Origin of the sequence: Microbacterium sp. Root1433D1 (assembly GCF_001426835.1) — a bacterium.
Lineage (GTDB): Bacteria > Actinomycetota > Actinomycetes > Actinomycetales > Microbacteriaceae > Microbacterium > Microbacterium maritypicum.
Genome location: NZ_LMFN01000003.1, coordinates 766338 through 791986, shown reverse-complemented (window position 1 = coordinate 791986; position 25649 = coordinate 766338). Strand labels below are relative to the sequence as shown.

Sequence of the window (25649 nt, the reverse complement as noted above, 5' to 3'; positions counted from 1 at the left end):
GCTGCACCGGCGGTGCGGCAGGAGGACGGCGGTGTCATCACGGCTATCCTGCTCCCCCGCCGGTGCGGTGTCGAAAGCACGGGAGCGGGCTGTGCACGCTGACACCATCGTCTTTCCCTCAGGGTCAAGCGCACCGCCGACAGCACGAGCAGACTCGCTCTATCGACGATTCCCCTCGTCGTCGATGCCGTGTCCGCACGGCCGTCACCGAGCAAAGGAGCCGACGTGGCAGACCCGACATCCGCGTCCACGACGCACACGCACACCTCTCTCCGACCCGGCGCCCTCGGCGTCGCCGGGATCGTCTTCCTCGTCCTCGCCGCTGTCGCCCCGCTGACCGGCATCGTGGTCGTGGCCTCGCTCGCGATCGCGCTGGGCAACGGCGGCGGCACGCCCATGTCGTTCTTCCTGGTGGCGGCGATCCTGCTGCTGTTCGCGATCGGCTACGCCCAGATGTCGAAGCAGCTCGTGAACGCGGGAGGCTTCTACGCCTTCGTCGTGAAGGGCCTCGGCCGCACCGGCGGACTGATCGCCGGTCTGATCGCGACGCTCGGCTACAACTTCTTCGTCGTCGGCACGATCGGAACCAGCGGGTTCTTCATGCAGACGATCATCCGCGACCTCACCGGCCTCGACGTGCACTGGCTCGTGTGGGGTCTGCTCTCCATCGTCGTGTGCTTCGTGCTGGCGAGAGTCGGCGTCGACTTCAGCTCGAAGATCCTGGGGGTCTGCCTCGTGCTCGAGGTGCTGATGCTCGTGGTGTTCGACATCTCGGTCCTCGTGCAGACCGGCTACGACGTCTCGGCGTTCAGCCCCGAGGCCGTGTTCTCCGGCTCGCTGCCGATCGGCTTGCTGCTGGCGGCGACCGGATTCCTCGGCTTCGAGGCGACGGCGCTGTTCAGCGAGGAGGCCAAGCAGCCACTGCGCACGATCCCCCGGGCGACCTACACCTCGATCATCGCGATCGGCGTCATCCTGGGTGTCACCACGTGGGCGGTGGTGAGCGCGACCGGTGTGGCGCAGGCCCAGGCCACGGCGCTGGAGCACCTGCCCACCGGCGACCTGATCTTCTCCATCTCGCAGCAGTACCTGGGCGGCCCGCTCACGACCGTGATGATGATCCTGCTGCTGGTGAGCCTGTTCGCCGCCATGCTCGCGTTCCACAACTCGGCGACCCGGTACCTGTACTCGCTGGGACGGGCGAAGATCCTCCCGCAGGCTCTGGCGCGCACCCGCCCGAACGGCGCCCCGCAGCTGGCGGGGATCGTGCAGGCCGGGTTCGCCGCCGTCGTGGCGATCATCTTCGCTCTCGCCGGCGCAGACCCGATCCTCACGCTCGTCCCCGCCATGCTCGGTTTCGGCACCCTGAGCGTGCTCATCCTGCAGGGCCTGGCCGCGATCTCGATCGTGGTGTACTTCCGTCGGCGCCAGGATCCGCGGTGGTGGAGCACGTTCATCGCCCCCGGCATCGGCTTCCTCGGCATCGCCGCGATCTCGGTCCTCGCGGTGGTGAACTTCAACATCGTCGCCGGATCGGAGGAGCTCGCCATCCGTCTGATGCCCCTGCTCCTCATCGTCGCCCTGATCGGCGGCATCGGGTACGGCGCCTACCTGAAGCGCACCAAGCCGGCCGTCTACGAGGGCCTCGCCACCGACCTGGAGAAGTTCAGCGACCGCTGAACCGGCTCCCCCACCGAAGGAGAACCCATGACCACGCTGAACCCCGCCGACACCTCGACCTGGTTGCCGCTGGAGGGGCTCGCTCCCGGCTTCGACGCCAACAAGGCCCCCCACTCCACCGCGCTGAGCGGCACCGAGGTCACGGTCGTCGACGGGCGCGGCACCCGCATCGTGCACCGATTCGCCGAGTCCACCGTCACCTGGGACTACCACCCGGGAGCGGAGGACGACACCGAAGCCGCGTCCGACACCGACGACTACGAGGCGTTCGAGGTCGACGAGCAGCTCTACTTCGTGCAGTTCCACCACCGCTATCTGCCGAACGAGGCCGTCTCGCTCGTGCTCGACCTGCTTCAGGGACGCGCTCTGGCCGTCCTCTCCGAGATCCTGCCGGCGCCGGAGCAGGGCCGCACCCGGGTGCAGCACCACTTCGCCCCCGGCGTGATCGAGGGCATCGAAGCGCGCGGGGCCGAGGCCGCTCCCACGACCACGCTCATCGGCCGCCGCGTCGAGTGGGTCTACAGCGAGGAGCACGCCTACGAGCACGTCTACCTGTCGTCGCGGTGGTACTCGTGGCAGTGCCTCGCCGGCCCCGAGCGCGGGCTCGCCGACACGGATGAGAACAGCGTGTGGCAGATCCGCCCCGGCATCTACGTGTTCGCCTGGCGCGAGAAGGTCATCCCCTGCGCGTCGGTGACCATCGCCGACCACCGCGACGTGAACGCCATCCGCTCGCACGGGGTGCTGTTCGGCCTCGACGAGAGCGGAGAGGTGCCGACGCACTTCACGTTCGGCGCCCATGGACGTCTGCTCTCCACGACGCTGCATGCGCCGGAGCTGGAGCCTGCGACCTTCGGAGGCGTGTGAGATGACCGACGTCGCCGACCTCATCGTCACCGGTTCCGTGATCCGCACGGCCGACCGTGCGAACCCCGTGGTCGAGGCCTTCGCCGTGCGCGACGGCCGGATCCTCGCCGTCGGGGCGCGCTCCGACATGGAGGGGCTCCGCGGGCGCAGGACCCGCTTGCTCGAGGTCGGCGACGCGGCCGTGTATCCCGGCTTCGTCGACGTGCACAACCACCACGCCCTCGCCGGGCGCACGGACCTGTTCGAGCTGTCGCTCGCTCCGTCGCTGACGCTCGACGAGGTGCTCGACCGGGTGCGGGAGAAGGCCGCCGATCTGCCGGAGGACGCCTGGATCGTCGGCGGCGCTGTCGCGACGACGTTGCTGCCAGCCCTCGCGAACACGGCCAGTCGCCGTCGTCTGGACGAGGCGAGCGGAGGGCGCCCGGTGATGCTGATGGAGGACTCGCGTCACAACCGCTGGGCGAACAGTCGCGCGCTCGAGCTCGCAGGGATCACGGCGCAGAGCATTCCCGACGCGGGTGTGACGCTGCTCGACCCCGACGACGGCACGCCCTCCGGCGTGCTGCTGGAGGCCGCGGGGATCCCTGTGCAGGAGGCGTACGACCGCACGGGTGGCCTCACGCCGCAACAGCACGCGGCGGCCTCCCGGCGCGGCGTCGAGATCCTCAACTCCTACGGCGTCACGACGTTCCAGGATGCGGGTGTCTCGGTGGACATCCTCCGCGCGCTCGCCGATCTCGACGGCGCCGACGAGCTGCATGCCTGGGTCGTGTCGTCCCTGCTGATCAACGACGAGATCTTCGGCTTCGATCCGATCGGCGCTGCTCTCCTCGACCGCGGAGAGGAGTTCCGCTCCCGGCATCATCGTCCCGACTTCGTGAAGATCTTCCTCGACGGCGTTCCGCCGGCGCACACGGCCGCATTCCTCGACCCCTATCCGGCCGACGCAGCCCACGGTGCGCACTTCCACGGCGAGACGACCATGACCCTGGACGAGCTCACCGGGTGGCTGCGCGCCGTCGCCGAGCGGGGACTCGGTGCCAAGGTGCACTGCACGGGAGACGGCTCGGCCCGCCTGGTCCTCGATGCCGCGCAGCGGCTGCGCTCGGAGGGCTTCACCACGCCCGTGCAGATCGCGCACGGCCAGTTCCTCGCCGACTCCGACATCCCTCGTCTGGCGGCGCTGAACGTCTCCGCCGACATCTCCCCGTTCATCTGGTACCCGGGAGTGATCCCGCAGGCCCTCACCGACGTGCTCGGCGATCGGGCCGAGCACTCTCAGCCCAACCGCGCGCTGCTCGACGCCGGAGCGCTGGTCGCCGGCGGCAGCGACTGGCCCGTGAGCGAGTCCCCGAACACCCTGGAGGGACTGCAGGGCCTGGTGACCAGGGCCGATCCTCTCGGCCGCGCTCCGGGAACGCTCTGGCCGGAACAGGCCATCACGGCCGAGGAGGCGCTGGAGGTCTTCACGATCAACGCGGCGACCGCGATGGGCCTCGGCGCCGAGACCGGCTCCCTCACCCCCGGGAAGTCCGCCGACTTCGTCGTGCTCGCGCGTGATGCGATCGCGGGACCCGCCGACGAGATCGTGCGCACCCCGGTCGTGTCGACGTGGTTCGCCGGCCGCCGCGTGCACGGAGACTGATCGGGGATGCGGCGCGCCGATACGATGAGGCGATGCGACGCTTCCCCTCCTCCGTGTACTCCGTCGGAGAAGAGCCGGATCCGCGATTCTCGCTCGCCAACGAGCGGACGTTCCTGGCCTGGACCCGAACCGCGCTCGCACTGATCGCCGGCGGCGTGGCTCTCGAGGTGCTGGGTCTGGATCTGCATCCGGGCTTCCGCCTTGCGGCCTCACTGCTGCTGATGGTCACCGGGACCGTGGTCGCACCCCTCGCCTGGTGGGAGTGGATGCGCGCGGAACGGGCGCTGCGGCAGTCGCGGCCGCTGCCCGGAGCCCTGTCCGCGATCCTCCTCGCCGTCGTGGTGGTGACGGTCGGACTGCTGGTCCTGGCCGGCGTCCTGTGGCGCTGAGCGCGTCGGGATCATGATGCGCCGCACCGCGTCACCGCCCCGGTTGTACGATCCCGGCCTGCAGCCGGAGCGGACCGAGCTGGCGTGGCGGCGCACCGCGCTCGCGATCGCGATCGGTTCGCTGCTCTCGCTACGGGTCTTCCCCCTCGTGATGCCTCCCGCCTTCGCCGCCTGGGGCTTCGCTCCCGGGGTCGTCGGCGTCGGCACCGCCTGTGTGCTCTGGGTCGCGGCACGAAGACGACAACGCCGCGCGACCGCGGTGCTCACCGGGAGCGCCGCGGGTGCGCTTCCCGGCGGTGCCCTCCTGCTCCTGCTCACCGTGTTCGCGACGGGTTTCGGGGCGATCGCGGTGATCTTCGTCGCCGTCGCGCTGCCGCTGATGTGAACGAACGCAGCACGGTCAGCTCGGCAGACCGGACGGGATGAGGTCGATCGGCGCAGACAGCGGCTCTCGGCGTCGGGGCGCACCCGGAACAGCGGGCCCTCGTCGTCGAGCGGGGGCACCGCGTTCCGCCATGCCTCGGCGTGCCAGCTTTCTGCCGGACCTTCAGTCCTCGAGGAGGAATCGGGCGCCGCGCTCGCCGATCAACGCAGCCGGTGCGTTCGTGTTGCCGGTGGGCACGGTCGGGATGACCGAGGCGTCCATGACGTGCAGCCCCTCCACCCCCTGCACGCGCAGACGGGCATCGACCACGGCCTCGGGGTCGGACCCCATCCGACAGGTGCCGACCTGGTGGTGGTAGGTGATGGCCGTGCGACGCACCCAGTCCTCGACCTGATCGTCGGCGATCTCGGGACCGGGATACGCCTCGATCGCCCCCCACTCCTCGCCCAGCGCAGGACGCGCACCGATGCGACGGCACTGACGCACGGATGCGGCCAGCGCGGCCACGTCCCGATCGTCCTGGAGCGCGGCGAGATCGATCAGGGGCGGGTCGGCCAGACCAGGGCCGGACAGCGTCAGACGCCCACGACTGTGCGGCGTCACCAGGCCCGCCATCAGCGTGAACCCGTCGTCACCACGAGGGTCGAGCTCGCCCCACATGGGCACGGAGAAGTGGATCGGCTGCGTGTCGGGCTCTGCCAGATCGTCGCGGCTTCGCCAGAAGAGATGCGTCTGGGTGACGGACACCCCCGGCTGCGGGGGCCCGACGGGACGACGGGTGGTGAAGATCACGGGTGAGAGGAGGTGGTCGTGGAGGTTGGCGCCGACACCGGGCGCATCGTGCACGACCGGGATCCCGAGCGCGGCGAGATCCGCCGCGGGACCGATCCCCGAGCGCAGCAGGATCACGGGGGAACCGATCGCCCCGGCGGAGAGGATCACGTCGTCGGCGAACACCTCCTCCGCACCCTCGCCCTCCCCCAGGCGCACGCCGACCGCTCGGCCGTCGCGCACGATCACCGAGTGCACCTCGACGCCGGTGCGGATCGTCATGCGCTCGGCCACCGGGTGCGCGTAGGCGGTCCAGGTGTTGACACGTCGCCCGTCCCGCATCGTGACCTGCTCCTGCGAGACGCCGTCGAGCACTCCCCCGTTGTAGTCGGGGTTGTGCGGCAGGCCCTCCTGCACCGCGGCGTCGATGATCGACGCCTGGATCGGCGAGAGGGGGTAGTCGTCGGTCACGGGCAGCAGATCGTTCTCGATCGCCTGATACACCGGCTCCACCTCGGACCAGCCCCACCCCGTGGCCCCCGCGCGTTCCCACGCGTCGTAGTCGGAGGCGGCGCCGCGCACCCAGATCATGGCGTTGAGGGCATGCGATCCGCCCGTCACCTTCCCTCGCGGGAGGTGCAGGCGGCGACCGCCCGCGTGCTCCTGCGGAACGGTGAAGAAGTCCCAGTCCTCGACGGAGTGCCACAGCTCCCCCGCACGGGACGGATCGTGGATGGCGGGGTTCGTGTCGTAGCCGCCGGCCTCGATGAGGGTGACATCGACCCCCGCGTCACTCAGGCGTCGTGCGATGATCGCGCCCGAGGTCCCTGCGCCGACGACGATGACGGAGCGCATCGGTCAGGCCTTCCGGGCGGGGCCGGAGACGACCTGGGTGACGGCGACGGACTTGAGGCCCTCGACGCCGAACTCCAGGCCGTAGCCCGAGCTCTTGACACCGCCGAACGGCACCATCGGGTGCAGTCCGCCGTGGGAGTTGATCCACACCGTTCCGGACTGCATCCGCGACGCCGCATCGCGCGCCGCCTCAGGATCGCTCGCCCACACGGAGGCTCCGAGCCCCACATCGACCGCGTTCGCCCAGGCGAACGCCTCGTCCACGTCGGTGTAGCGGATCACGGGAAGCGCGGGGCCGAACTGCTCCTCCTGCACCAGCGCCGCATCGTTGTCGATGTCGGCGACGATGGTGGGCCGGTAGAAGAGCTCGCCGAGCTCGGGCGCCGCCTCTCCACCGGTGACGATGCGCGCGCCGCGGCTCTTCGCATCCTCGACCAGGCGGCTGACGATGTCGAACTGCGGACGGTTCTGCAGCGGCCCGAGCACATTGCCCTCATCGAGGCCGTTGCCCATCGGCACGGAACCGGCGATCGCCGCCAGCGCGTCGACGACGTCGTCGTAGACGGAGTCGTGCACGTACAGACGCTTCATCGCCGCGCAGGTCTGACCCGTGTTGATGAACGCGCCCCAGAACAGATCCTCCGCGATGGCGGCGGCGTCCGTGCCCGGCAGCACGATCCCCGCATCGTTGCCGCCGAGCTCGAGGGTGAGACGGGCCAGGTTGCCGGCGGAGCTCTCGATGATGCGGCGGCCGGTGGCGGTCGAGCCGGTGAACATGATCTTGTCGATGTCGGGGTGCGAGGACAGTCGAGCACCCACCTCGCGGTCGCCGGAGACGCCGATCAGCACGTCGTCCGGCAGCACCTCGTTCATCACGGCGATCATCGCGAGCACGCTCAACGGCGTGTACTCGCTCGGCTTGGCCACGACCGTGTTGCCCATGCGCAGCGACGGACCGATCTGCCAGATCGTGATCATCAGCGGCCAGTTCCAGGGACCGATCGCGCCGACGACGCCTGCGGCCTTGTAGACGAGCTCGGCGTGCATGGTGTCGTCGTCGACGAGCACCTGTGACTCGAGCACCGTGGTGGCGTTGGTGCGCAGCCACGCCGAGCAGGCGCCCAGCTCGAAGCGGGCGTTCGGGCCGTTGAGCGGCTTGCCCTGCTCGCGGGAGAGCAGATGGGCGAGGCCTTCGGCGTTGGCGTCGATCGCGTCGGCCGCGGCGAGGAGCAGCGCGCTGCGCTTCTCGTGCCCGAGCGCCTCCCAGCCCGGCTGCGCGGCCTTCGCCCTCGCGATCGCGTCGTCGAGGTCGTCGACCGTGGCGACGGGTGCTCTGCCGATGACCTCGCGGGTCGCGGCATCCGGGATCTCGCGGCCGGCACCCTCGGGCGCCTGGATGCGGTCGAGCAGCGCTGCGGCTGCGGAAGCTGCGGAATCGGACATCGGTGTCTCTCCTTCGAGCGTGGCGCTGGCCGGCGGCGGGGTGGACGCCGGTCGTCCTCTCATTCTCGGACGAGCACCGTCACCGCACTTGTCGCGGAGCGCGCCGCAGATGTCCGAGTGCGAAGGATGATCCGGTCGGGGCTCAGTTGCGGGGGTAGTCCTCGAAGATGAGCGTGGTCCTCGTCGAGCGGATCGACGGGATCGCCTGGATGTCCTCCAGCACGATGCGACGCAGATCCCGAGCGTCATTCGCCCGCACCAGCAGGATCACGTCGAAGTCGCCCCCGACCAGCGCCATGTGCTCGATCTCGGGTATCGAGCGCAGCCGTTCGCTCACGGCCTGCCACGTCGCCTGCTCGATCGCGAGGGTCACATACGCGCTGGCGTGGTGCCCGAGGAGCACGGGATCGGTGCGCACGGAGTACCCCGTGATGACGCCGGCATCGGTCAGGCGCTTGATCCGCGCATGGGCGCCGGCGCGGGAGATGTGCACCGCGTCCGCGATCGCCGTCATCGATGCCCGCGCGTCACGGCGCAGCTCCTCGAGGATCGCGCGATCCGTCTCGTCCAGAGCGACCATGCGACCCCTTTCCTCAGCGCAGTATTTCTGACACTTCGATCAAGAATGCCTCAGTCCAGCCACATTCATCCAGGATTCTTCAAAAGATCTTGGATGACTGTCGCTCCGCGGGCAAGCTGTCCTCACCGAGTTCGGCAAGGAGGGCGAACGCATGCTGCACACCGACCTGCTCCCGCGAGACACCGCGGTGCAACTGATCGACCAGAGCGGAGCGCCGGTCGTGGACGACCAGTACGCGCTCCCCGACACCGACACCCTCCTGGCCGCCTACCGCGGGCTCGTCGAGGGCCGACGCATCAACGATCAGGCCGGAGCCCTGGTGCGCCAGGGGCGCCTCGCCGTCTACCCGTCGTCGCACGGCCAGGAGGCCTGCCAGGTCGGCGCCGCGATGGTTCTCGGCTCCACCGATTGGCTGTTCCCGACCTATCGCGACTCGGTCGCCGTGATCGCTCGCGGGGTCGAGCCCGCCGACGCCATGGTCCTCCTCAAGGGCGACTGGCACTCGGGGTACGACGTGCGCGCGCATCGCGTCGCCCCACAGGCCACGCCGCTCGCCACGCAGCTGCTGCATGCGGTCGGCTTCGCCCAGGCCGCGAAGCATCGGGGCGAGGACACCGTGGTGCTCGCCCTCTGCGGCGACGGTGCGACCAGCGAGGGCGACTTCCACGAGGCGATGAACTTCGCCGCGGTGTTCCACGTCCCCGTCGTCTTCTTCGTGCAGAACAACGAGTTCGCGATCTCGGTCCCGCTCGCGCGGCAGACGGCGGCCCCCTCCCTCGCCCACAAGGCCGTCGGCTACGGGATGCCGGGACAGCGCGTCGACGGCAACGACGTCGCCGCGGTCCTCACCGTGCTCGGCGATGCCGTGTCTCGCGCCCGTGCCGGCGGGGGCCCGTCCCTCATCGAGGCGCACACGTATCGGATGCAGGCGCACACCAACGCCGACGACGACACCCGCTATCGCGAGCGCGACGAGGTGCAGGCCTGGGTCGCCCGTGATCCGCTGGTGCGACTGCGCGCACACCTCACCTCCACCGGCGCACTCGACGCCGAGGCCGAGGAGCGCTTCGCGGCGGGCGCGGAGGAGATCGCGACCGCGATGAGGGCCGCCCTGAACACCGATGCCGACCTCGATCCCGAAGACCTGTTCCGCTTCGTGACCGAGACCCGATCCCCGCAGCTCGATGAGCAGTGGCACCTGCTGCGTGACGAGATCGAGCGCTCCGGTCTCGCCGATGCCGGAAGCACCCTGAACGGAGGCCACCGATGACGATCGCACAGGACGACACCCGCACCGAGACCGCGTCCGGCACGACGACGATGACGATGGCGGCCGCGCTCAACAGAGCGCTGGCCGACGCCATCGAGTCCGATCCGGATGTCGTGGTCTTCGGCGAGGACGTGGGCGCGCTGGGCGGCGTCTTCCGCATCACCGACGGACTCACCGCGCGCTTCGGCGAAGAGCGCTGCTTCGACACCCCGCTCGCGGAGTCCGGCATCGTAGGCACCGCCGTCGGCATGGCCATGAACGGTCTGCGTCCCGTGGTGGAGATGCAGTTCGACGCGTTCGCGCTCCCGGCGTTCGAGCAGGTCGTCAGCCATGTCGCCAAGCTCGGCAACCGCACCCGCGGCGGTATGCGGATGCCTCTGGTGATCCGCATCCCGTTCGGCGGCGGCATCGGCGGTGTCGAGCATCACTGCGACTCGTCCGAGGCCTACTACGCGCACACGCCGGGCCTCACCGTCGTCAGCCCGTCCACGCCGCAGGGTGCCTACTCCCTGCTGCGTGCGGCCATCGCCTCCCCCGACCCGGTGATCTTCCTCGAGCCCAAGAAGCTCTACTGGGCCAAGGGCGAGGTCGACACCTCGATCACGGCGGAGCTGGGAACAGCACGCATCGCCCGCGACGGCACGGATGTGACACTTCTGGCCTACGGAGCCTCCGTGGCTCTGGCGCTCGAAGCGGCCGAGGTCGCCGCCGCCGAAGGACGCAGCGTGCAGGTCGTCGACGTCCGCTCGCTCTCGCCGTTCGATGACGCCACCGTGACGGCCGCCGTGAAGTCGACCGGTCGCGCCGTCGTGATCGCCGAGGCGCCGGGCTACGTGAGTGTGGCGTCCGAGATCCAGGCCAGGGTGTTCGAGCGCTGCTTCGAGTACCTCGCCGCTCCCGTACGACGGGTGACCGGCTTCGACACCCCCTACGCGCCTCCGAAGCTCGAGCACTGGTACCTCCCCGACGTCGACCGCGTGCTCGATGCGATCGACACGCTGCACTGGGAGGACGAGGCATGAGCACTCCGCTGAAGCCGCATGCTGGCACCCAGGTGTTCCGGCTCCCCGACCTCGGTGAGGGCCTGACCGAAGCGGGCCTCGTGCAGTGGCTCGTCGCCGTGGGCGACACCATCACGACCGATCAGCCGATCGCCGAGGTCGAGACCGCGAAGAGCATCGTCGAGCTGCCGTCGCCCTTCGCCGGGGTTGTCACCGCGCTGCACGGCACCGCCGGCGACACGATCGACGTCGGCGCCCCGGTGCTCGAAGTGGCCGATCCCCTGACATCGCCGGCGCCGTCCGCCCCGTCTCCTGGGGCCCAGCCCGAGCACGAGGCGTACCGCGAGGAGGAGCGCGCGGGTTCCGGGAACGTCCTCATCGGCTATGGAACGACCGCGCGCACCGCGAAGGGACGACGACGCCCGTCCGCCGCCTCGGTGTCCGCGCCGCGCGAGCAGGTGTCGCCGCCGGCGCCGGCGGCGTCGCATGCCGCGCCCCGCACCTCCGAGGCTCCCGCGCCTTCGGGTCCGGCCGACCGCCGTCCGGTCGCCGTCCGCTCCCCGCTCGTGCGTCGACTCGCCAGGGATCTCGGTCTCGACGTGCACGCGATCACCGCGACCGGCGCCGACGGCGCCATCACCCGTGCCGACGTGCTGCGAGCCGCCGTGGACAGCGCCGTCGACGGCGCCGCCGCCCACCACGCCGGCACCACAGGACCTCGAACCGGCGAGACCGTGGACGGGCTCGCGGTGCGCGCCCGCGAACGGATGTCTCCCCTGCGCCGGGCCGTCAGCGCCAAGCTCACCCGCAGCAGGTCCGAGATCCCCGAAGCCACCGTCTGGGTCGACGTCGACGCCACGGCCCTGTGGGACCTGCGCGGGCAGATGGCCCCCGAGGGCGGGAAGGCGCCGTCCCTGACCGCACTCCTCGCCCGCTTCGTGCTGCTCGCGCTGGAGGACCATCCTCTGCTGGCGTCGCGGCTCAGCGAGAGCGGAGACGAGATCATCTCCTTCGACGGCGTGAACCTCGGGATCGCCGCGGATACGGAACGGGGGCTCCTGGTGCCGGTGCTCCCCCGCGCCCACGAGCTCACCGTGGCACAGCTCGACACGGCGCTGCGCGAACTCACCGTCACGGCGCGCTCCGGCACCATGCCGCCGGAGCGCCTGCGCGGGTCGACCTTCACGCTCAACAACTATGGAGGCCTGGGCGTCGACGGCTCGGCCGCGATCATCAACCACCCCGATGTGGCGATCCTCGGCATCGGTCGGATCATCGAGCGTCCGTGGGTGGTCGACGGGGCGATCGTGGCTCGACGGATCGTCCAGGTCTCGCTCGCGTTCGACCACCGCGTGTGCGACGGCGGCTACGCTGCCGGCTTCCTACGGCGGGTGACCGAACTCATCGAGCACCCACTGCGAGCGTTCGGGAGGGTCTGACCGAAAGCGCGGGTTCTCGATTCCGACGGCGCCTATGCGCTACGCTCGGCAATTACTGACCGACCATTCGGTCATGAATAGCCGGGGCGCCTCGTCGCCCTCCCCTCCCGGAATCGCAGAACAATGGAGTTCGCATGACGTCAGCAGTCTCCGACCGCACCTCGTCCGCACGGATGCCCGCCGAAGAACGGCGGGTGCTCGCCGGCACCCTCGTGGGCACCTCGATCGAGTGGTACGACTTCTTCATCTACGCCCAGGCCGCGGGATTGGTGCTCGCACCGCTGTTCCTGGCCCCGATCGCCCAGGAGAGCCCCGGCTTCGCCCAGGTCCTCTCGTTCGCGACCATCGGCATCTCCTTCCTCTTCCGCCCCCTCGGCGCGATCGTCGCCGGCCACCTCGGCGACAAGCTCGGGCGCAAGAAGATGCTCGTGCTCACCCTCATCATGATGGGGCTGTCCACATCGCTCATCGGCATCCTGCCGACCTACGCCGCGATCGGCGTCGCCGCGCCCATCCTGCTGATCCTGCTCCGCATCGTGCAGGGATTCTCCGCGGGCGGCGAGTGGGGCGGAGCCGCACTGATGGCGGTCGAGCATGCGCCGAGCAACCGACGAGGACTCTTCGGCGCGTTCCCGCAGATCGGTGTCCCCGTCGGCATGATCCTCGCCACCTCGACGCTGTGGGTGCTCACCAGCTCGATGTCGCCGGAGGCCTTCCTCGAGTGGGGCTGGCGCATCCCGTTCCTGCTCTCGATCGTGCTCATCGCGGTCGGCTACGTGATCCGCCGCGCCGTCGACGAGAGCCCGGTCTTCGAGGATCTGCGACGTCGCCGCAAGGAGGCATCCGCTCCGCTGAGCCGCCTGTTCCGCCAGAACACCAAGCAGGTGGTCCTGACCGCGATCATCTTCATCGCCAACAACGCGGCGGGCTACCTGCTCATCGCGTTCTTCGCGACCTACGCCGTCGCGACGCTCGGCATGGAGCGTCCTCCGGTTCTGCTGGCGACGACGCTCGCCTCGTTCGGATGGCTCATCTTCACCCTCTGGGGAGGACACCTCTCCGATCGACTCGGTCGCATCCGCACCTTCCAGATCGGGTACATCGCACTCGCCCTGTGGGCGGTGCCGATGTGGTTCCTGATCGATACCGCGAACATCCTCTGGTACTTCGTGGCGCTGTTCGTGATGACGTTCGCGCTCGGTCTCTCCTACGGGCCCCAGGCCGCGCTCTACGCCGAGATGTTCCCCGCGAACGTGCGCTACTCGGGAGTATCCATCGGCTACGCCCTCGGCGCGATCCTCGGCGGGGCGTTCGCGCCGATGATCGCCGAAGCCTTGATGAACCAGTTCCACGCGGCCTGGACGATCGGCGTCTACATCGCGGTCGCCGCGGTGATCTCGCTCATCGGAGTCTCCCTCGTCAAGGAGACCAAGGGCGTCGATCTGCTCACGTGAGCCTCGGGCCGAACACCCGGGATCGCAGCGATCCCTGAGTCTGTGACATAATTACCGGACGATCGGTCAGTAATTCGGATCGATCGTCCGGACACGGGCCACCCGTCGAGACAACGCAGTCAGGAGTTCCGCATGACCGAGGCATACCTCGTGGGAGGCGTACGCACCCCGGTCGGACGCTACGGTGGCGCCCTCGCCTCCGTCCGCCCGGACGACCTCGCATCGATCGTCGTACGCGAAGCGGCGCTGCGCGCCGGAATCGACCCGCTGCAGGTCGAGATCGACGAGGTCATCCTCGGTGCCGCCAACCAGGCGGGCGAGGACAACCGCAACGTCGCCAGGATGGCGGTGCTGCTCGCGGGGCTTCCCGACAGCGTCCCCGGAATCACAGTCAACCGGCTCTGCGCCTCGGGGATGTCCGCCGTCACGATGGCGGCGCAGGCCGTCCGCGCCGGCGACGCCGATGTGATCCTCGCCGGCGGAGTCGAGTCGATGACCCGCGCGCCCTGGGTGCAGGCCAAGCCGGAGAAGGCCTGGGCGAAGCCCGGTGCCGCGTTCGACACCTCGATCGGCTGGCGCTTCCCGAATCCGCGCCTTCTGGCGCGCGAGAAGGCGACGTTCTCGATGCCGGAGACGGCGGAGGAGGTCGCCCGCGTCGACGGCATCAGCCGCGACGAGGCGGATGCCTTCGCGCTGCGCTCGCAGGAGCGCGCCGCCGCGGCGATCGCGGGCGGGCGGTTCGAGGCGGAGATCGTCGGCGTGCCCGTCGGCTCCGGCGAGGTCACGGTCGACGAGGGTCCGCGGCCGGAGACGACGCTCGAGGGCCTCGCGCGGCTGCGACCCGTCGTGGCCGGCGGTCAGGTCGTCACCGCGGGCAACTCCAGCGCCCTCAACGACGGTGCCTCCGCGATCGTGGTGGCGAGCGCTGCGGCAGTCGAGCGCTACGGTCTGGTGCCGCGTGCCCGCATCGTGGCCGGCACCAGTGCGGGCCTCGCGCCCGAGGTCATGGGCCTCGGTCCGGTTCCCGCGACTCAGAAGGCGCTGCGACGGGCGGGCCTCTCGATCGACGACATCGGCTCGATCGAGCTCAACGAGGCCTTCGCCACGCAATCCATCGCCTGCATCCGACGGCTCGGTCTCGACGAATCGCGCGTGAACGCCGACGGTGGAGCCATCGCCCTGGGCCACCCGCTCGGTTCGTCCGGGTCCCGACTGCTGGTCACCCTCCTCGGCCGCATGGAACGCGAGGGGTCGCGCTACGGCCTGGCCACCATGTGCGTCGGCGTCGGACAGGGCGCCGCCCTGATCGTGGAGAAGGTGTGATGTCGGAACCCTCGCCCGCCGGCGATCCCCTCCTCGTCGAGAGCCACGGCGACCGTGTGGTCGCGACGCTCCATCGTCCGCACAAGCGCAACGCGATCGACCAGGCCACCATCGATGCGCTGCACGCGCTGTGCGCCGAGCTCGAAGCCGCACCGCGCCCCTTGATCCTCACCGGCGCCGGCGGCGTGTTCGCGGCTGGGGCCGACATCGCCGAGCTGCGCGAGCGCCGTGCGGCCGACGCACTGCGCGGTATCAACGCTCACGCGTTCATCCGCCTCGCCGAACTGCCCATGCCGGTCATCGCGGCGATCGACGGATATGCGCTCGGGGGCGGAGCCGAACTCGCCTATGCCGCCGACATCCGCATCGCGACCCCGTCCATCGCCATCGGCAACCCCGAGACCGGACTGGGCATCCTCGCCGCGGCAGGAGCCGGATGGCGGCTGAAGGAGATCGTCGGAGATGCCAGGGCGATCGAGCTGCTGCTCACCGGTCGCACCGTGAAGGCCGAGGAGGCGCTGCGCATCGGACTCGTCTCGGCGATCCACGAGCCGGCGGACCTGCTGCCGGCCGCGCACGCCATCGTCGATCGCATCGTCCGGAACGACCCGGCAGCCACCATCGCGACCAAGCGCGTGTTCCGCGCGCCTCGTGACCACCACCCCGCCGTCGACCTGGAGGCACAGGCCGAGCTGTTCGAGAGCCCGGAGAAATTCCGACGGATGACCGACTTCCTGGAGCGGAGAGACCGATGACCGAGACCAGTTCCCTCGCCCCTGAGCACGTGGGCGTGCTCGGCGGCGGACGCATGGGCGCCGGCATCGCCCACGCGTTCCTGCTCGCCGGTTCCCGGGTCACCGTCGTCGAGCGCGATGCCGACGCCGCACAGGCGGCCGCCGCCCGTGTGCTCGAGTCGGTCGACTCGTCGATCGCCAGAGGCACGGCGCTCGCACCCGTCGAGGAGTATCGGGAGCGTCTCGCGACGGGCACGGATGCCGCGCTGTTCGCCCCGTGCGCCCTTGTCGTCGAGGCGGTGCCCGAGGATCTCGCGCTCAAGATCGATGCGCTCCGCCGTGTCGAAGCACACGTCGCCTCCGACGCCGTGATCGCCTCGAACACCTCCTCCATCTCGATCGACGAGCTGGCCGCCGTGCTCGATCGCCCCTCGCGCCTGCTCGGCATGCACTTCTTCAACCCGGTGCCCGCCTCCACGCTCGTCGAGATCGTGCGCGGAGCGAGCACCGCTCCCCCGCTCGTCGATTCCGCCCGCGGCTGGGTCGCCGCCCTCGGCAAGACGCCGATCGTCGTCGCCGATGCTCCCGGCTTCGCGTCGTCCCGGCTCGGTGTCGCGCTCGGGCTCGAGGCGATCCGCATGCTCGAGGAGGGCGTCGCCTCCGCCGAAGACATCGACACGGCGATGACGCTCGGATACAAGCATCCGGTCGGACCGCTCCGACTCACCGACATCGTCGGACTCGACGTGCGGCTCGGCATCGCCGAGTACCTCGCCGCCCATCTGGGTGAGCGCTTCGAACCTCCGGCTCTGCTGCGTCGCCTGGTCGCCGAGGGCCACTTCGGCCGCAAGAGCGGACGCGGCTTCTACGAATGGGACGCCTCATGAAGGGAACTGAGATGACCGAGATCCTCCCCAGCTACGTCGAGGGAGAGTGGTGGACGCCGGCGTCCACGGCTCGGGCCACCGAGGTGCGTGATGCCTCGACGGGAGAGGTCGTGGCCCGCGTCTCGACCGACGGACTCGACCTGGGTGCCGTGCTCGACCACGCCCGCACGGTCGGGCAGGCCTCGCTCGGGGAGCTCACGTTCCACCAGCGCGCCGTGCGGCTCAAGCAGCTCGCCCTCGCCCTCACCGAACGCAAGGCCGAGCTGTACGCGCTCTCCAGCCGCACCGGCGCCACGACACAGGACTCGTGGGTGGACATCGACGGTGGGATCGGTGTGCTGTTCGCGTACTCCAGCAAGGGCCGTCGCGAGCTGCCCAACGCCAAGGTCTACGTCGACGGCGGCGTGGAGAACCTCTCCAAGGACGGATCCTTCCTCGGCCGCCACATCTACACGCGACTGCGGGGCGTGGCGGTGCAGATCAACGCCTTCAACTTCCCGGTCTGGGGGGCGCTGGAGAAGTTCGCTCCCGCATTCCTCGCCGGCGTCCCCACCCTGGTGAAGCCGGCGACCCCGACCGGGTATCTCGCCGAGGCGATGGTGCGCGTGATGGTCGAGTCCGGCCTGCTCCCCGCGGGCTCGCTGCAGCTCGTCTCCGGCAGCGTGCCCGATCTCTTCGACGAGCTGCGGCTCGGCGACCTCGTGGCCTTCACCGGTTCGGCGTCGACAGCAGAGCAGCTGCGCGCGCACGAGTGCGTGCAGACGGGAGGCGTGCGCTTCACGAGCGAGACCGACTCGATCAACGCCTCGATCCTCGGGACGGATGCCGTCGCCGGCACGCCCGAGTTCGATGCCTACATCAAGCAGCTCGTCGCCGAGATGACCACGAAGGCCGGGCAGAAGTGCACGGCCATCCGTCGCGCGATCGTGCCGACGGCTGCCGTCGACGACGTCATCGCCGCGGTCCGCGAGCGGCTGTCCGCGCGGGTCGTCCTCGGCGATCCGCGCGCCGAGGGGGTCACGATGGGTCCGCTCGCCTCGACCGCACAGCGCGAAGAGGTGCTGCGTCAGGTGGGGCGCCTGCAGGCCGGCGGCGGAGAACTCGTGATCGGTACGACCGACGCCCCGATCGTGCGTCACGTCGACGGCAGCGAAGGACCCGCCCCCGATGGCGCCTTCGTCGCACCGATGCTGCTGCGATTCCCCGACGCCCAGAGCCCGGCGGTCAACGAGATCGAGGCGTTCGGCCCGGTGTCGAGCATCATCGGCTACCGCACCCTCGACGAGGCGAGCGCCCTGGTGGCACGCGGCGGCGGCTCGCTCGTGACGAGTGTGGCCACGCACGACCCCGAGGTCGCGGTCGCGCTCGCGACGGGCATGGCCGCCTACAACGGACGCGTGCTCTTCCTCGACCGCGATGATGCCCGCAGCTCGACCGGACACGGCTCCCCGCTCCCGAACCTCGTGCACGGTGGCCCAGGCCGCGCGGGCGGAGGCGAAGAGCTCGGCGGCATCCGCGCGGTGCTGCACCACATGCAGCGCACGGCCGTGCAGGGTTCTCCGACGATGATGACCGCCCTCACCGGCGTCTGGCATCAGGGCGCGGCAGCGCACCCCTACGAGCAGGACGGCGGCGTGCATCCGTTCCGCAAGTCTCTGGCCGAGCTCCACGTGGGCGATCAGGTCAGAAGCGGCTCGCGCACCGTGACCCTCGACGACATCGAGACGTTCGCGGCGTTCACCGGCGACACGTTCTACGCGCACATGGATGAGACCGCAGCCTCCGCGAACCCGTTCTTCCCCGGACGCGTCGCGCACGGGTATCTGCTGGTGTCGTGGGCTGCGGGTCTCTTCGTCGACCCGGCGCCCGGTCCCGTGCTGGCGAACTCCGGGCTGGAGAACCTGAGGTTCGTGACGCCGGTCTCCCCCGGCGACGACATCCGTGTGGAGCTCACCGCGAAGCAGATCACCCCCCGCGAGACCGACGAGTACGGAGAGGTGCGCTGGGACGCCGTGCTGAAGAATCAGCACGATGACATCGTGGCCACCTACGACGTGCTCACGCTGGTCGCGAAGGAGCAGGCGGCGGCGTAGCAGCGGCGCCGGAGTCGGGGTCAGACGGCCGCGGCTCCGGCCTCACCGCGCGTGCGCAGCCCGTCGAGAGCGAGGGCGACCACATCGTCGGCGAGACGGTCGGCGCCCTCGCGTCCGCCGGGGCGGTACCACTCGACGATCGAGTTGATCATCCCGAACACGAGTCGCGCGACGACGCTCGCATCGATGTCGGCCCGCAGCGCGCCTTCGCTCTGCGCCTCCGACACGAGCGCGGTGATCCGACGGTCGAAGGCCCGCCTGCGGATCAGCGCCTTGCGCTCGACATCGGTGTTCCCCCGCACGCGCAGCAGCAGCGTCACGGCCGGCAGCTGGTCGACGAGCACACGGACGGCGCCGCGGAGCACGTGCTCGAGCCTGTCGACAGCGCTGGGTGCAGCCGGCCCCTGGGCCGATTCGGGAAGCGGGTTCTCCACGACGGCCTCGAGGCCGCTCAGGGCCGCGTCGAGAGCCAGGTCGAGGATCTCGTCCTTCGAGCCGAAGTGATGGTAGATCGCCGACTTCGACAGACCGAGCCGCTCGGCGAGCATGCCGATCGACGTGGCGTCGTACCCGTATTCGTTGAAGGCGGCGACGGCGACACCGAGGATCCCCTGCTGGTCGTACCCGGGGCGGCCTCGTCGTGTGCTCTGCATCTCGGACATCACCCCACAGTCTCGCACCCGATGGGGCGTGCGCACCGGAGCATCGGCCGCGAGGCGACCGCGGTGTCGCTCGTCGTCACCGCAGGTCGTACACCCGCTTGTACTTCCCCTCGCTCCGAGGCAGCGTCCCCGGCTCGGCGAGCTGAACCGCGACGGTCGATCCCACGAAGATCTTGATCCGCTGCGCGAGCACCTCCGCCGCGCTCTGGCAGGTCTCCACGGACAGGTCGGGATGGCGCTCGATCCGCACCTTCAGCGTGTCCATCCGTCCTTCCTTCGACAGCTCGAGGATGAAGTGCGGGGTCAGCTGCTCGATCCCCAGGACCAGCTCCTCGATCTGCGTGGGGAACAGGTTCACACCGCGCAGGATGATCATGTCGTCGTTGCGACCGGTGATCTTCTCCATCCGTCGCATCCCCGGACGCGCGGTCCCCGGCAGCAGCCGGGTGAGATCGCGGGTGCGATAGCGGATCACGGGGAACGCCTCCTTGGTGAGGGAGGTGAAGACGAGCTCGCCGAGTTCGCCGTCCGGCAGCGCCGCCCCGCTGTCCCCGTCGATGATCTCCGGCAGGAAGTGGTCCTCCCACAGATGCGGACCGTCCTTGGTCTCGAGGCACTCATTGCCCACCCCCGGCCCCATGACCTCGCTGAGCCCGTAGATGTCGAGGGCGTCGATCCCCAGACGCTGTTCGAGCTCGTGACGCATCTCGTTCGACCACGGCTCGGCGCCCAGCACCGCGACCTTCAACGACGTGGAGCGCGGGTCGACGCCCTGCGCAGCCATCGCGTCGGCGATCGTGAGGAGGTAACTCGGCGTGCACAGGATCGCGTCCGGCTCGAAGTCGAGGATGAGCTGCACCTGGCGGGCGGTCTGGCCGCCGGACATGGGGATGGCGGTCGCTCCGAGCGCTTCGATGCCCGCGTGCGCGCCGAGACCGCCGGTGAACAGCCCGTAACCGTAGGCGTTGTGCACCTTCATCCCGCGGCGGATCCCGCTCGCACGCAGCGAGCGCGCCACCAGCGAAGCCCACCTGTCGAGGTCGCCCCGCGTGTAACCGACGACCGTGGGTCGCCCCGTGGTGCCGCTGGAGGCGTGGATGCGGGCGACGTCGGACATCGGCACCGCGAACATCCCGAACGGGTAGGTCTCGCGCAGATCCTCCTTGGTCGTGAAGGGCAGCAGCTGCACGTCGTCGAGGGTACGGATGTCTTCCGGACGCACACCCGCCTCATCGAGTTTGCGCGTGTAGAGAGGCACGTTCGCGTAGGCGTGGCGCACGGTCTGCTGCAGTCGGGCGAGCTGGAGCGCGGCGATCTCGTCGCGACCCATGCGCTCTTCGGCATCGAGCTCGGCGGCTGCGGGCGGGCGGACACGGGAGGATGTTGCGGTCGTCATCGACACGGGGTGCTCCAGGGGGGTCAGAAGGTCTGGCTGGTGGTGCGGGAACGCCCGCGGAACTCGGCGACGGGGTCGCCCTGCTCGTCGACGACGGTCACGTCGTAGATGCCGGAGCGTCCGGTGCGCGATCGCCGGATCGCGGTCGCGGTGAGCGTCTGGCCGGAGACGGTCGGCTTGAGGAAGGAGATGTCCGCTCCGGCGGCGACCGTGACCCGATCGTCTTCGTTGCACGCGATCGCGAAGGCGGTGTCGGCCAGGGCGAAGACGAATCCGCCGTGGGTGATCTGGAAGCCGTTGGTCATGTCATCCCGCACGCGCATCGAGACGACCGCATGCCCCGGATCGTCGCGTTCGACGACCAGGCCCAACGAGGCCGAGGCGCGGTCGCGCTCCATCATGGCGCGATTGGGTCGCACGGCGTCGGTCGCCTGCGTCGTCGCTTGTGTCATCGTCGACCTCCTCGTCGAGCGGGTCGGACGTCGCACCTGCGACATCCGACCCGCTCATACTAACCGAACGATCGGTCAGTTAGTCAACGGAGTCGGCGAGCGCCGCCGCGGCGGCGGCCCGCGCTGCGGCGGCCGTGGGGGCAGCGATCGCGGCTGCCGCCGCTCGACGGCACGCCGCCGGAGACACCGCGCTCAACCGCGCAGCGACCCGTCCCAGCGACCGCGGGGCCATCGACAGGGATGTCACTCCCAATCCGACCAGCACGGGTGCGAGCTCAGGGTCACCGCCGGCCTCGCCGCACACCCCCACCGGTTTACCGGCAGCGCTGCCCGCGTCGCCGACGATACCGATGAGTCTCAGCACCGCGGGCTGCCAGGGATCGTTCAGATCTCCCAGGTCGCTGAGCAGCCGGTCCGCCGCCATCGTGTACTGCGCGAGATCGTTGGTGCCGAGGCTGACGAAGTCGACGACCTCGAACAGCTCGGCGGCGAGGAGAGCCGCCGACGGCGTCTCGATCATGATGCCCACCCGGTCGAGCCCCGCGGCCCGGCACCGTTCGGCGAAGCCAGCGGCCTCATCGACCGTCGCCACCATCGGAGCCATCACCTCGACCTGCGCCGCCTCCTCGGCAGCCGCCCGAGCGAGCGCAGCCAGCTGGTCGTCGAGGAGCTGAGGGCGGCGGCGCGCGATCCGCAGTCCGCGCACGCCGAGGGCGGGGTTGTCCTCACTCTCGGCGTTAGCGAACGGCAGCGGCTTGTCGCTTCCCGCATCGAGGGTGCGCACGACGACCTTGCGCTCGCGGAAGGCGGCCAGCACACCGCGGTAGGCGGCGACCTGCTCGTCGATGCTCGGAGCATCGACGCGATCGAGGAAGCAGAACTCCGTGCGGAAGAGCCCGACGCCCTCCGCGCGGGCCGAGGCGGCGCTGACCGCGTCGGCTGCTCCGCCGACGTTGGCGAGCAGCGGGATCCGTTGCCCTCCGGCGAGCACGCCGACACCGTCGAAGTCGACGGCGGTCGCCGACGCGCGCGCCAGCGCGATGACCGATTCGGCAGGCTCGACCTCGACCGTGCCCCGGTCGCCGTCGACGAGCACCATCACGCCGGCGGGGATCGCTTCGGCGTCGTCGAGACCGACCACGGCAGGCAGGCCGAGAGAGCGCGCGATGATGGCGGTGTGCGAGGTCGGCCCGCCCTGAGCGGTGACGAGGGCGACGCATGCTCCCCCGGCGAGCAGCGCGGTGTCGGCGGGAGCGAGATCGGGGGCGACCAGGACGAAGGGCTCATCGCGCTCCGGGACGCCAGGCATGTCGACCTCGAGGATCTCGGCGATGATGCGGTCGCGCACGTCGCGGATGTCGGCGATGCGCTCGGCCATCCGGCCCCCGAGCGCGGCGAGAGCCTTCTCGTGGACGACGGCCGTCTCCCAGACCGCGCGGGCAGCGCTGCGCCCCTTCGACCGCACGAGCGCGGTCGCCTCGGACACCAGCTCAGGATCGGATGCCAACAGGCGGGAGGCATCGAGGATCGCCTTGGTCTCCCCCGTCGCCTGCGCGGTGCGCGAGCGCAGCTGATCGGCAACGGCGACCGCTGCCCACTCGATGGCGGAGACCTCGGAATCCCGATCCGCTTCGGCGACGACCGTGTCCGGGTCGGGTTCGGGAAGCGGGGGTGCGAGGTGGACGACACGGGCGGCGACCTGGCCGGGGCTCACCCCGCGCCCTCGAAGCACGGAGCCGGCCGCGAACTCGCGCGTCGGACCCGTCACCTTCTCCGGCGTCGACGGCGGAGCTTCCGCGGCTCGCGTCGTCGGTACGGCGTCGTTCTCGGGTCGGCTCTCCTGACGCACGTCGTCGGTGCCCTCACCGAAGCCGTCGTCGAACAGCGCGACCAGGCGATCGAGCACCTCCCTCGCGTCATCGCCGCGTGCGGACAGTTCCAGTTCGTCGCCCTGCCGTGCGCCGAGGACGAGGAGACGCGTCAGGCTCGCCGCCGCGGCATCGGGCCCATCGGGAAGGCGACGCAGGCGCACGTCCGCTCCTGCCGCCGCCTTGGCGATCAGGGCCGCAGGACGCGCATGGATGCCGAGCGGATTGCGCACGCGCACGCGGCGCACCTGCACATCTGCGTCCGACGCCGGGGGAACAGTGGGTCCCGATGCGTGCTCTTCCTCGACGCCGAGCGCGCCGGTCTTCGCTCCGAGCGCGGCCGACGCCTCCGAGGCGACGTCGTCGAGCGACCCGCCGGCCGCCGCAGACACCGCGGCGGCGAGGAGTCCCTCCACGAACGGGGCCGGCGCGAGCCGCACGGGTACGACGCTGGATCGCAGCTCGAGAGCGAGCTCGGCGCTGAGCACAGCGGACCCCAGGTCCATGAGGACGAGCACACCGTCGCAGTCTGCGGCGAGCTCATCGATGGCCGCTGCCACCGCGACGGCGTCGGTTCCGAGGATCGGTGCGCCATCGGCATCCACGCCCGCTCCGGCCGCTACCTTCACCCGCACACCGCCGTCATGGACCATCTGCAGGGCAAGCTCCAGCGCCGCCTCCCCGAGCCGTGCACTGTGGGAGACGGCGACGATGCCGATCATCAGGCGTCGTCCGCGACCGCCGCGGCGAGCGTGTCGAAGAGGATCGCCGTCGATGCCGCCCCCGGGTCGAGGTGCCCGGCGCTGCGCTCCCCGAGGTAGCTCGCTCTGCCCTTGCGGGCGACGAGAGGCAGAGTGGCGTCGCGTCCGGCCGCGGCCGCGTCAGCGGCGGCCTTGGCCGCGTCCTGGACCGATGCCCCCGCGGCGAGCGCGGCGTCCATCGCATCCACCGCTGGCGCCATCGCGTCGAACATGGTCTTGTCCCCCGCTTCGGCCTTGCCGCGCGCGACGATGCCGTCGAGTCCTGCCCGCAGCGCGGCCGCGAGAGCGGGGCCGTCGAGGTCGGCCACCGGCCCCGCCGCCATCCCCATCCTCAGGAAGAACGTTCCGTAGAGCGGACCGCTGGCTCCACCGACGGAGCTGACGAGAGTCATCCCGACGGTCTTGAGCAGCTCATCGACCGTACCTGGCGCTCCGGCGGAGAGCTTCTCGCCGACGGCGCTCATGCCGCGAGCCATGTTGGCTCCGTGGTCGGCGTCGCCGATGGCCGAGTCGAGTTCGGTGAGCCAGTCGCGCTTCTCGGTGACGGCCGCACCGAACCGGGAGACCCAGTCGGTGAGCACGACGGTGTCGACCGCGGCCATCAGACGCCCCGCCGCAGACCGGGGGTGTTCACCGGGGCATCCCACAACCGCAGCAGCTCATCATCGGCCTTGAGCAGCGTCACCGAGCATCCGGCCATGTCGAGCGAGGTGATGTAGTTGCCGACGAGGTTCCTGGCCACCTGCACGCCGGACTTCTCGAGAAGCGCTGCGACCTCGCCGTACATGAGATACAGCTCGATGAGCGGCGTCGCGCCCATGCCGTTGAGCATCACGATCGCGGGCCCTGTGGCATCGATGTCGGCGAGGATCGGTTCGACCAGCTGCCGGGCGATCTCGGACGCCGGGGCGAGGGGTTCGCGATGACGACCCGGTTCGCCGTGGATGCCGATGCCGATCTCCATCTGGTCGTCCGGGAGGTCGAACGTGGGCTTGCCCGCAGCAGGGACCGTGCAGCTGGTGAGAGCCATGCCCATCGAGCGGCCCTGTCCGTTCACCTTCTTGGCGAGCTCGACCACGGCGGCGAGGTCGCGCCCCTCCTCCGCGGCCGCACCGACGATCTTCTCCAGCAGCACGGTGAGACCCACCCCGCGGCGTCCGGCCGTGTAGAGCGAGTCCTGCACCGCGACATCGTCGTCGACGATGACGCTGCCGACCTCGATCCCCTCCATGGAGGCGAGCTCGGCGGCCATCTCGAAGTTCAGCACGTCACCGGTGTAGTTCTTGACGATGTGGAGCACACCGGCTCCGCGATCCACGGCCTTGGTGGCGACCTGCACGCGGTCGGGGGTGGGCGATGTGAACACCTCACCGGCCACAGCCGCATCCAGCATCCCGGTGCCGACGAAGCCGCCGTGCAGCGGCTCGTGGCCGGAGCCACCACCGGAGACGATGGCGACCTTGCCCTGCGCCTTGGGGGTGGCGCGGGTGATGACGTGGTTGTCGAGGTCGACGGAGAGCTCGGGATGAGCGAGCGCGACGCCCTTCAGGGATTCGACGAGAACGTCTTCCGGGGCGTTGATGAGCTTCTTCATCATTCGATCTCCTTTGATCCTTCGTGGTGTCTTTCGCAAAAATCCGAAAGCAATTCGTTAATGTCGAATATGCTCGGAGCCTGCCGGGTTGTCAAGATCA

Annotated in this window: 22 protein-coding genes and 1 pseudogene; 13 read left to right on the top strand and 10 right to left on the bottom strand. The window is 70.1% G+C overall.

Translation table 11 applies throughout. From position 1 onward, the window contains the following. The first annotated feature begins 225 nt into the window (after nucleotides 1–225). Genes ASD13_RS14765 through ASD13_RS14745 form a run of 5 tightly spaced genes read left to right on the top strand, consistent with a single transcriptional unit; the run spans nucleotide 226 to nucleotide 4966 of the window. Nucleotides 226–1680: an APC family permease gene (locus tag ASD13_RS14765; RefSeq protein ID WP_055870686.1), complete on the top strand. Its 1455-nt coding sequence runs from the start codon at nucleotides 226–228 to the stop codon at nucleotides 1678–1680. Nucleotides 1681–1707: 27 nt separating this feature from the next. Continuing rightward, nucleotides 1708–2547 (top strand): molybdenum cofactor biosynthesis F family protein, encoded by an 840-nt coding sequence (locus tag ASD13_RS14760; protein WP_055870683.1) that lies wholly within the window; start codon nucleotides 1708–1710, stop codon nucleotides 2545–2547. A gap of 1 nt (nucleotide 2548) precedes the next feature. After that, nucleotides 2549–4192 carry an amidohydrolase gene (locus ASD13_RS14755; protein ID WP_055870681.1) on the top strand — a complete coding sequence of 548 codons (1644 nt, stop codon included), beginning with the start codon at nucleotides 2549–2551 and terminating at the stop codon, nucleotides 4190–4192. A 32-nt stretch (nucleotides 4193–4224) separates the two neighbouring features. Beyond that, the gene (locus tag ASD13_RS14750) at nucleotides 4225–4581 is read left to right on the top strand and encodes a YidH family protein (RefSeq protein ID WP_017828398.1); all 357 of its coding nucleotides are present in this window, start codon (nucleotides 4225–4227) and stop codon (nucleotides 4579–4581) included. Between the two features lie 13 nt (nucleotides 4582–4594). Further along, nucleotides 4595–4966, top strand: a complete 372-nt coding sequence (locus ASD13_RS14745) for a DUF202 domain-containing protein (RefSeq protein ID WP_235562608.1) — start codon at nucleotides 4595–4597, stop codon at nucleotides 4964–4966. Nucleotides 4967–5128: 162 nt separating this feature from the next. Here the strand turns inward: ASD13_RS14745 and ASD13_RS14740 are convergent, their stop codons facing one another. The 3 genes from ASD13_RS14740 to ASD13_RS14730 all read right to left on the bottom strand — a co-directional run bounded on the left by ASD13_RS14740 (nucleotide 5129) and on the right by ASD13_RS14730 (nucleotide 8615). Further along, a complete protein-coding gene (locus ASD13_RS14740; protein WP_055870678.1) occupies nucleotides 5129–6592 on the bottom strand; it encodes a GMC family oxidoreductase in 1464 nt (487 codons plus the stop codon). Between the two features lie 3 nt (nucleotides 6593–6595). Beyond that, nucleotides 6596–8035: an aldehyde dehydrogenase family protein gene (locus ASD13_RS14735; RefSeq protein ID WP_055870675.1), complete on the bottom strand. Its 1440-nt coding sequence runs from the start codon at nucleotides 8033–8035 to the stop codon at nucleotides 6596–6598. A 142-nt stretch (nucleotides 8036–8177) separates the two neighbouring features. Then, nucleotides 8178–8615, bottom strand: a complete 438-nt coding sequence (locus ASD13_RS14730; RefSeq protein WP_174799538.1) for an Lrp/AsnC family transcriptional regulator — start codon at nucleotides 8613–8615, stop codon at nucleotides 8178–8180. 151 nt (nucleotides 8616–8766) lie between these two features. On the opposite strand from ASD13_RS14730, the gene ASD13_RS14725 reads away from it, so the two are divergent. The 8 genes from ASD13_RS14725 to paaZ all read left to right on the top strand — a co-directional run bounded on the left by ASD13_RS14725 (nucleotide 8767) and on the right by paaZ (nucleotide 18816). Next, nucleotides 8767–9885, top strand: a complete 1119-nt coding sequence (locus tag ASD13_RS14725; protein WP_055870672.1) for a thiamine pyrophosphate-dependent enzyme — start codon at nucleotides 8767–8769, stop codon at nucleotides 9883–9885. Continuing rightward, the gene (locus ASD13_RS14720) at nucleotides 9882–10907 is read left to right on the top strand and encodes an alpha-ketoacid dehydrogenase subunit beta (RefSeq protein WP_055870668.1); all 1026 of its coding nucleotides are present in this window, start codon (nucleotides 9882–9884) and stop codon (nucleotides 10905–10907) included. Before ASD13_RS14725 ends, ASD13_RS14720 begins: the two co-directional genes overlap by 4 nt. Next, nucleotides 10904–12325, top strand: coding sequence for a dihydrolipoamide acetyltransferase family protein (locus ASD13_RS14715; protein WP_055870665.1), 1422 nt, complete (start codon nucleotides 10904–10906; stop codon nucleotides 12323–12325). Before ASD13_RS14720 ends, ASD13_RS14715 begins: the two co-directional genes overlap by 4 nt. A gap of 134 nt (nucleotides 12326–12459) precedes the next feature. Next, a complete protein-coding gene (locus ASD13_RS14710) occupies nucleotides 12460–13779 on the top strand; it encodes an MFS transporter (RefSeq protein ID WP_055870662.1) in 1320 nt (439 codons plus the stop codon). 132 nt (nucleotides 13780–13911) lie between these two features. After that, on the top strand, nucleotides 13912–15102 hold the full coding sequence (locus tag ASD13_RS14705) for an acetyl-CoA C-acyltransferase (RefSeq protein WP_055870659.1): 1191 nt from the start codon (nucleotides 13912–13914) through the stop codon (nucleotides 15100–15102). Further along, nucleotides 15102–15857: an enoyl-CoA hydratase/isomerase family protein gene (locus ASD13_RS14700; RefSeq protein ID WP_055870657.1), complete on the top strand. Its 756-nt coding sequence runs from the start codon at nucleotides 15102–15104 to the stop codon at nucleotides 15855–15857. Before ASD13_RS14705 ends, ASD13_RS14700 begins: the two co-directional genes overlap by 1 nt. Further along, nucleotides 15854–16723 carry a 3-hydroxyacyl-CoA dehydrogenase family protein gene (locus tag ASD13_RS14695; RefSeq protein WP_055870653.1) on the top strand — a complete coding sequence of 290 codons (870 nt, stop codon included), beginning with the start codon at nucleotides 15854–15856 and terminating at the stop codon, nucleotides 16721–16723. The genes ASD13_RS14700 and ASD13_RS14695 overlap by 4 nt, the downstream gene beginning before the upstream one ends. Nucleotides 16724–16734: 11 nt before the next feature. Further along, nucleotides 16735–18816, top strand: coding sequence for a phenylacetic acid degradation bifunctional protein PaaZ (gene paaZ / locus ASD13_RS14690; protein ID WP_082531523.1), 2082 nt, complete (start codon nucleotides 16735–16737; stop codon nucleotides 18814–18816). A gap of 20 nt (nucleotides 18817–18836) precedes the next feature. On the opposite strand, the gene ASD13_RS14685 is transcribed toward paaZ, so the two are convergent. The 7 genes and pseudogenes from ASD13_RS14685 to dhaK all read right to left on the bottom strand — a co-directional run bounded on the left by ASD13_RS14685 (nucleotide 18837) and on the right by dhaK (nucleotide 25549). Further along, nucleotides 18837–19478 (bottom strand): TetR/AcrR family transcriptional regulator, encoded by a 642-nt coding sequence (locus ASD13_RS14685; protein ID WP_055870647.1) that lies wholly within the window; start codon nucleotides 19476–19478, stop codon nucleotides 18837–18839. Nucleotides 19479–19554: 76 nt separating this feature from the next. Beyond that, nucleotides 19555–20874 carry a phenylacetate--CoA ligase PaaK gene (gene paaK / locus ASD13_RS14680; RefSeq protein ID WP_055871216.1) on the bottom strand — a complete coding sequence of 440 codons (1320 nt, stop codon included), beginning with the start codon at nucleotides 20872–20874 and terminating at the stop codon, nucleotides 19555–19557. A gap of 23 nt (nucleotides 20875–20897) precedes the next feature. Continuing rightward, nucleotides 20898–21326: a hydroxyphenylacetyl-CoA thioesterase PaaI gene (gene paaI / locus ASD13_RS14675; RefSeq protein WP_055871214.1), complete on the bottom strand. Its 429-nt coding sequence runs from the start codon at nucleotides 21324–21326 to the stop codon at nucleotides 20898–20900. A gap of 79 nt (nucleotides 21327–21405) precedes the next feature. Next, entirely contained in the window at nucleotides 21406–23094 is a 1689-nt protein-coding gene (gene ptsP / locus ASD13_RS14670; RefSeq protein ID WP_055871212.1) for a phosphoenolpyruvate--protein phosphotransferase, read from the bottom strand. 120 nt (nucleotides 23095–23214) lie between these two features. Then, a pseudogene (locus ASD13_RS17825) lies at nucleotides 23215–23916 on the bottom strand (HPr family phosphocarrier protein); the annotation flags it as partial. Next, nucleotides 23916–24557, bottom strand: a complete 642-nt coding sequence (gene dhaL / locus ASD13_RS14665; protein ID WP_055870645.1) for a dihydroxyacetone kinase subunit DhaL — start codon at nucleotides 24555–24557, stop codon at nucleotides 23916–23918. The gene dhaL and the pseudogene ASD13_RS17825, both read right to left, overlap by 1 nt. Then, nucleotides 24557–25549, bottom strand: coding sequence for a dihydroxyacetone kinase subunit DhaK (gene dhaK, locus ASD13_RS14660; protein ID WP_055871210.1), 993 nt, complete (start codon nucleotides 25547–25549; stop codon nucleotides 24557–24559). Before dhaK ends, dhaL begins: the two co-directional genes overlap by 1 nt. Nucleotides 25550–25649 lie beyond the last annotated feature (100 nt).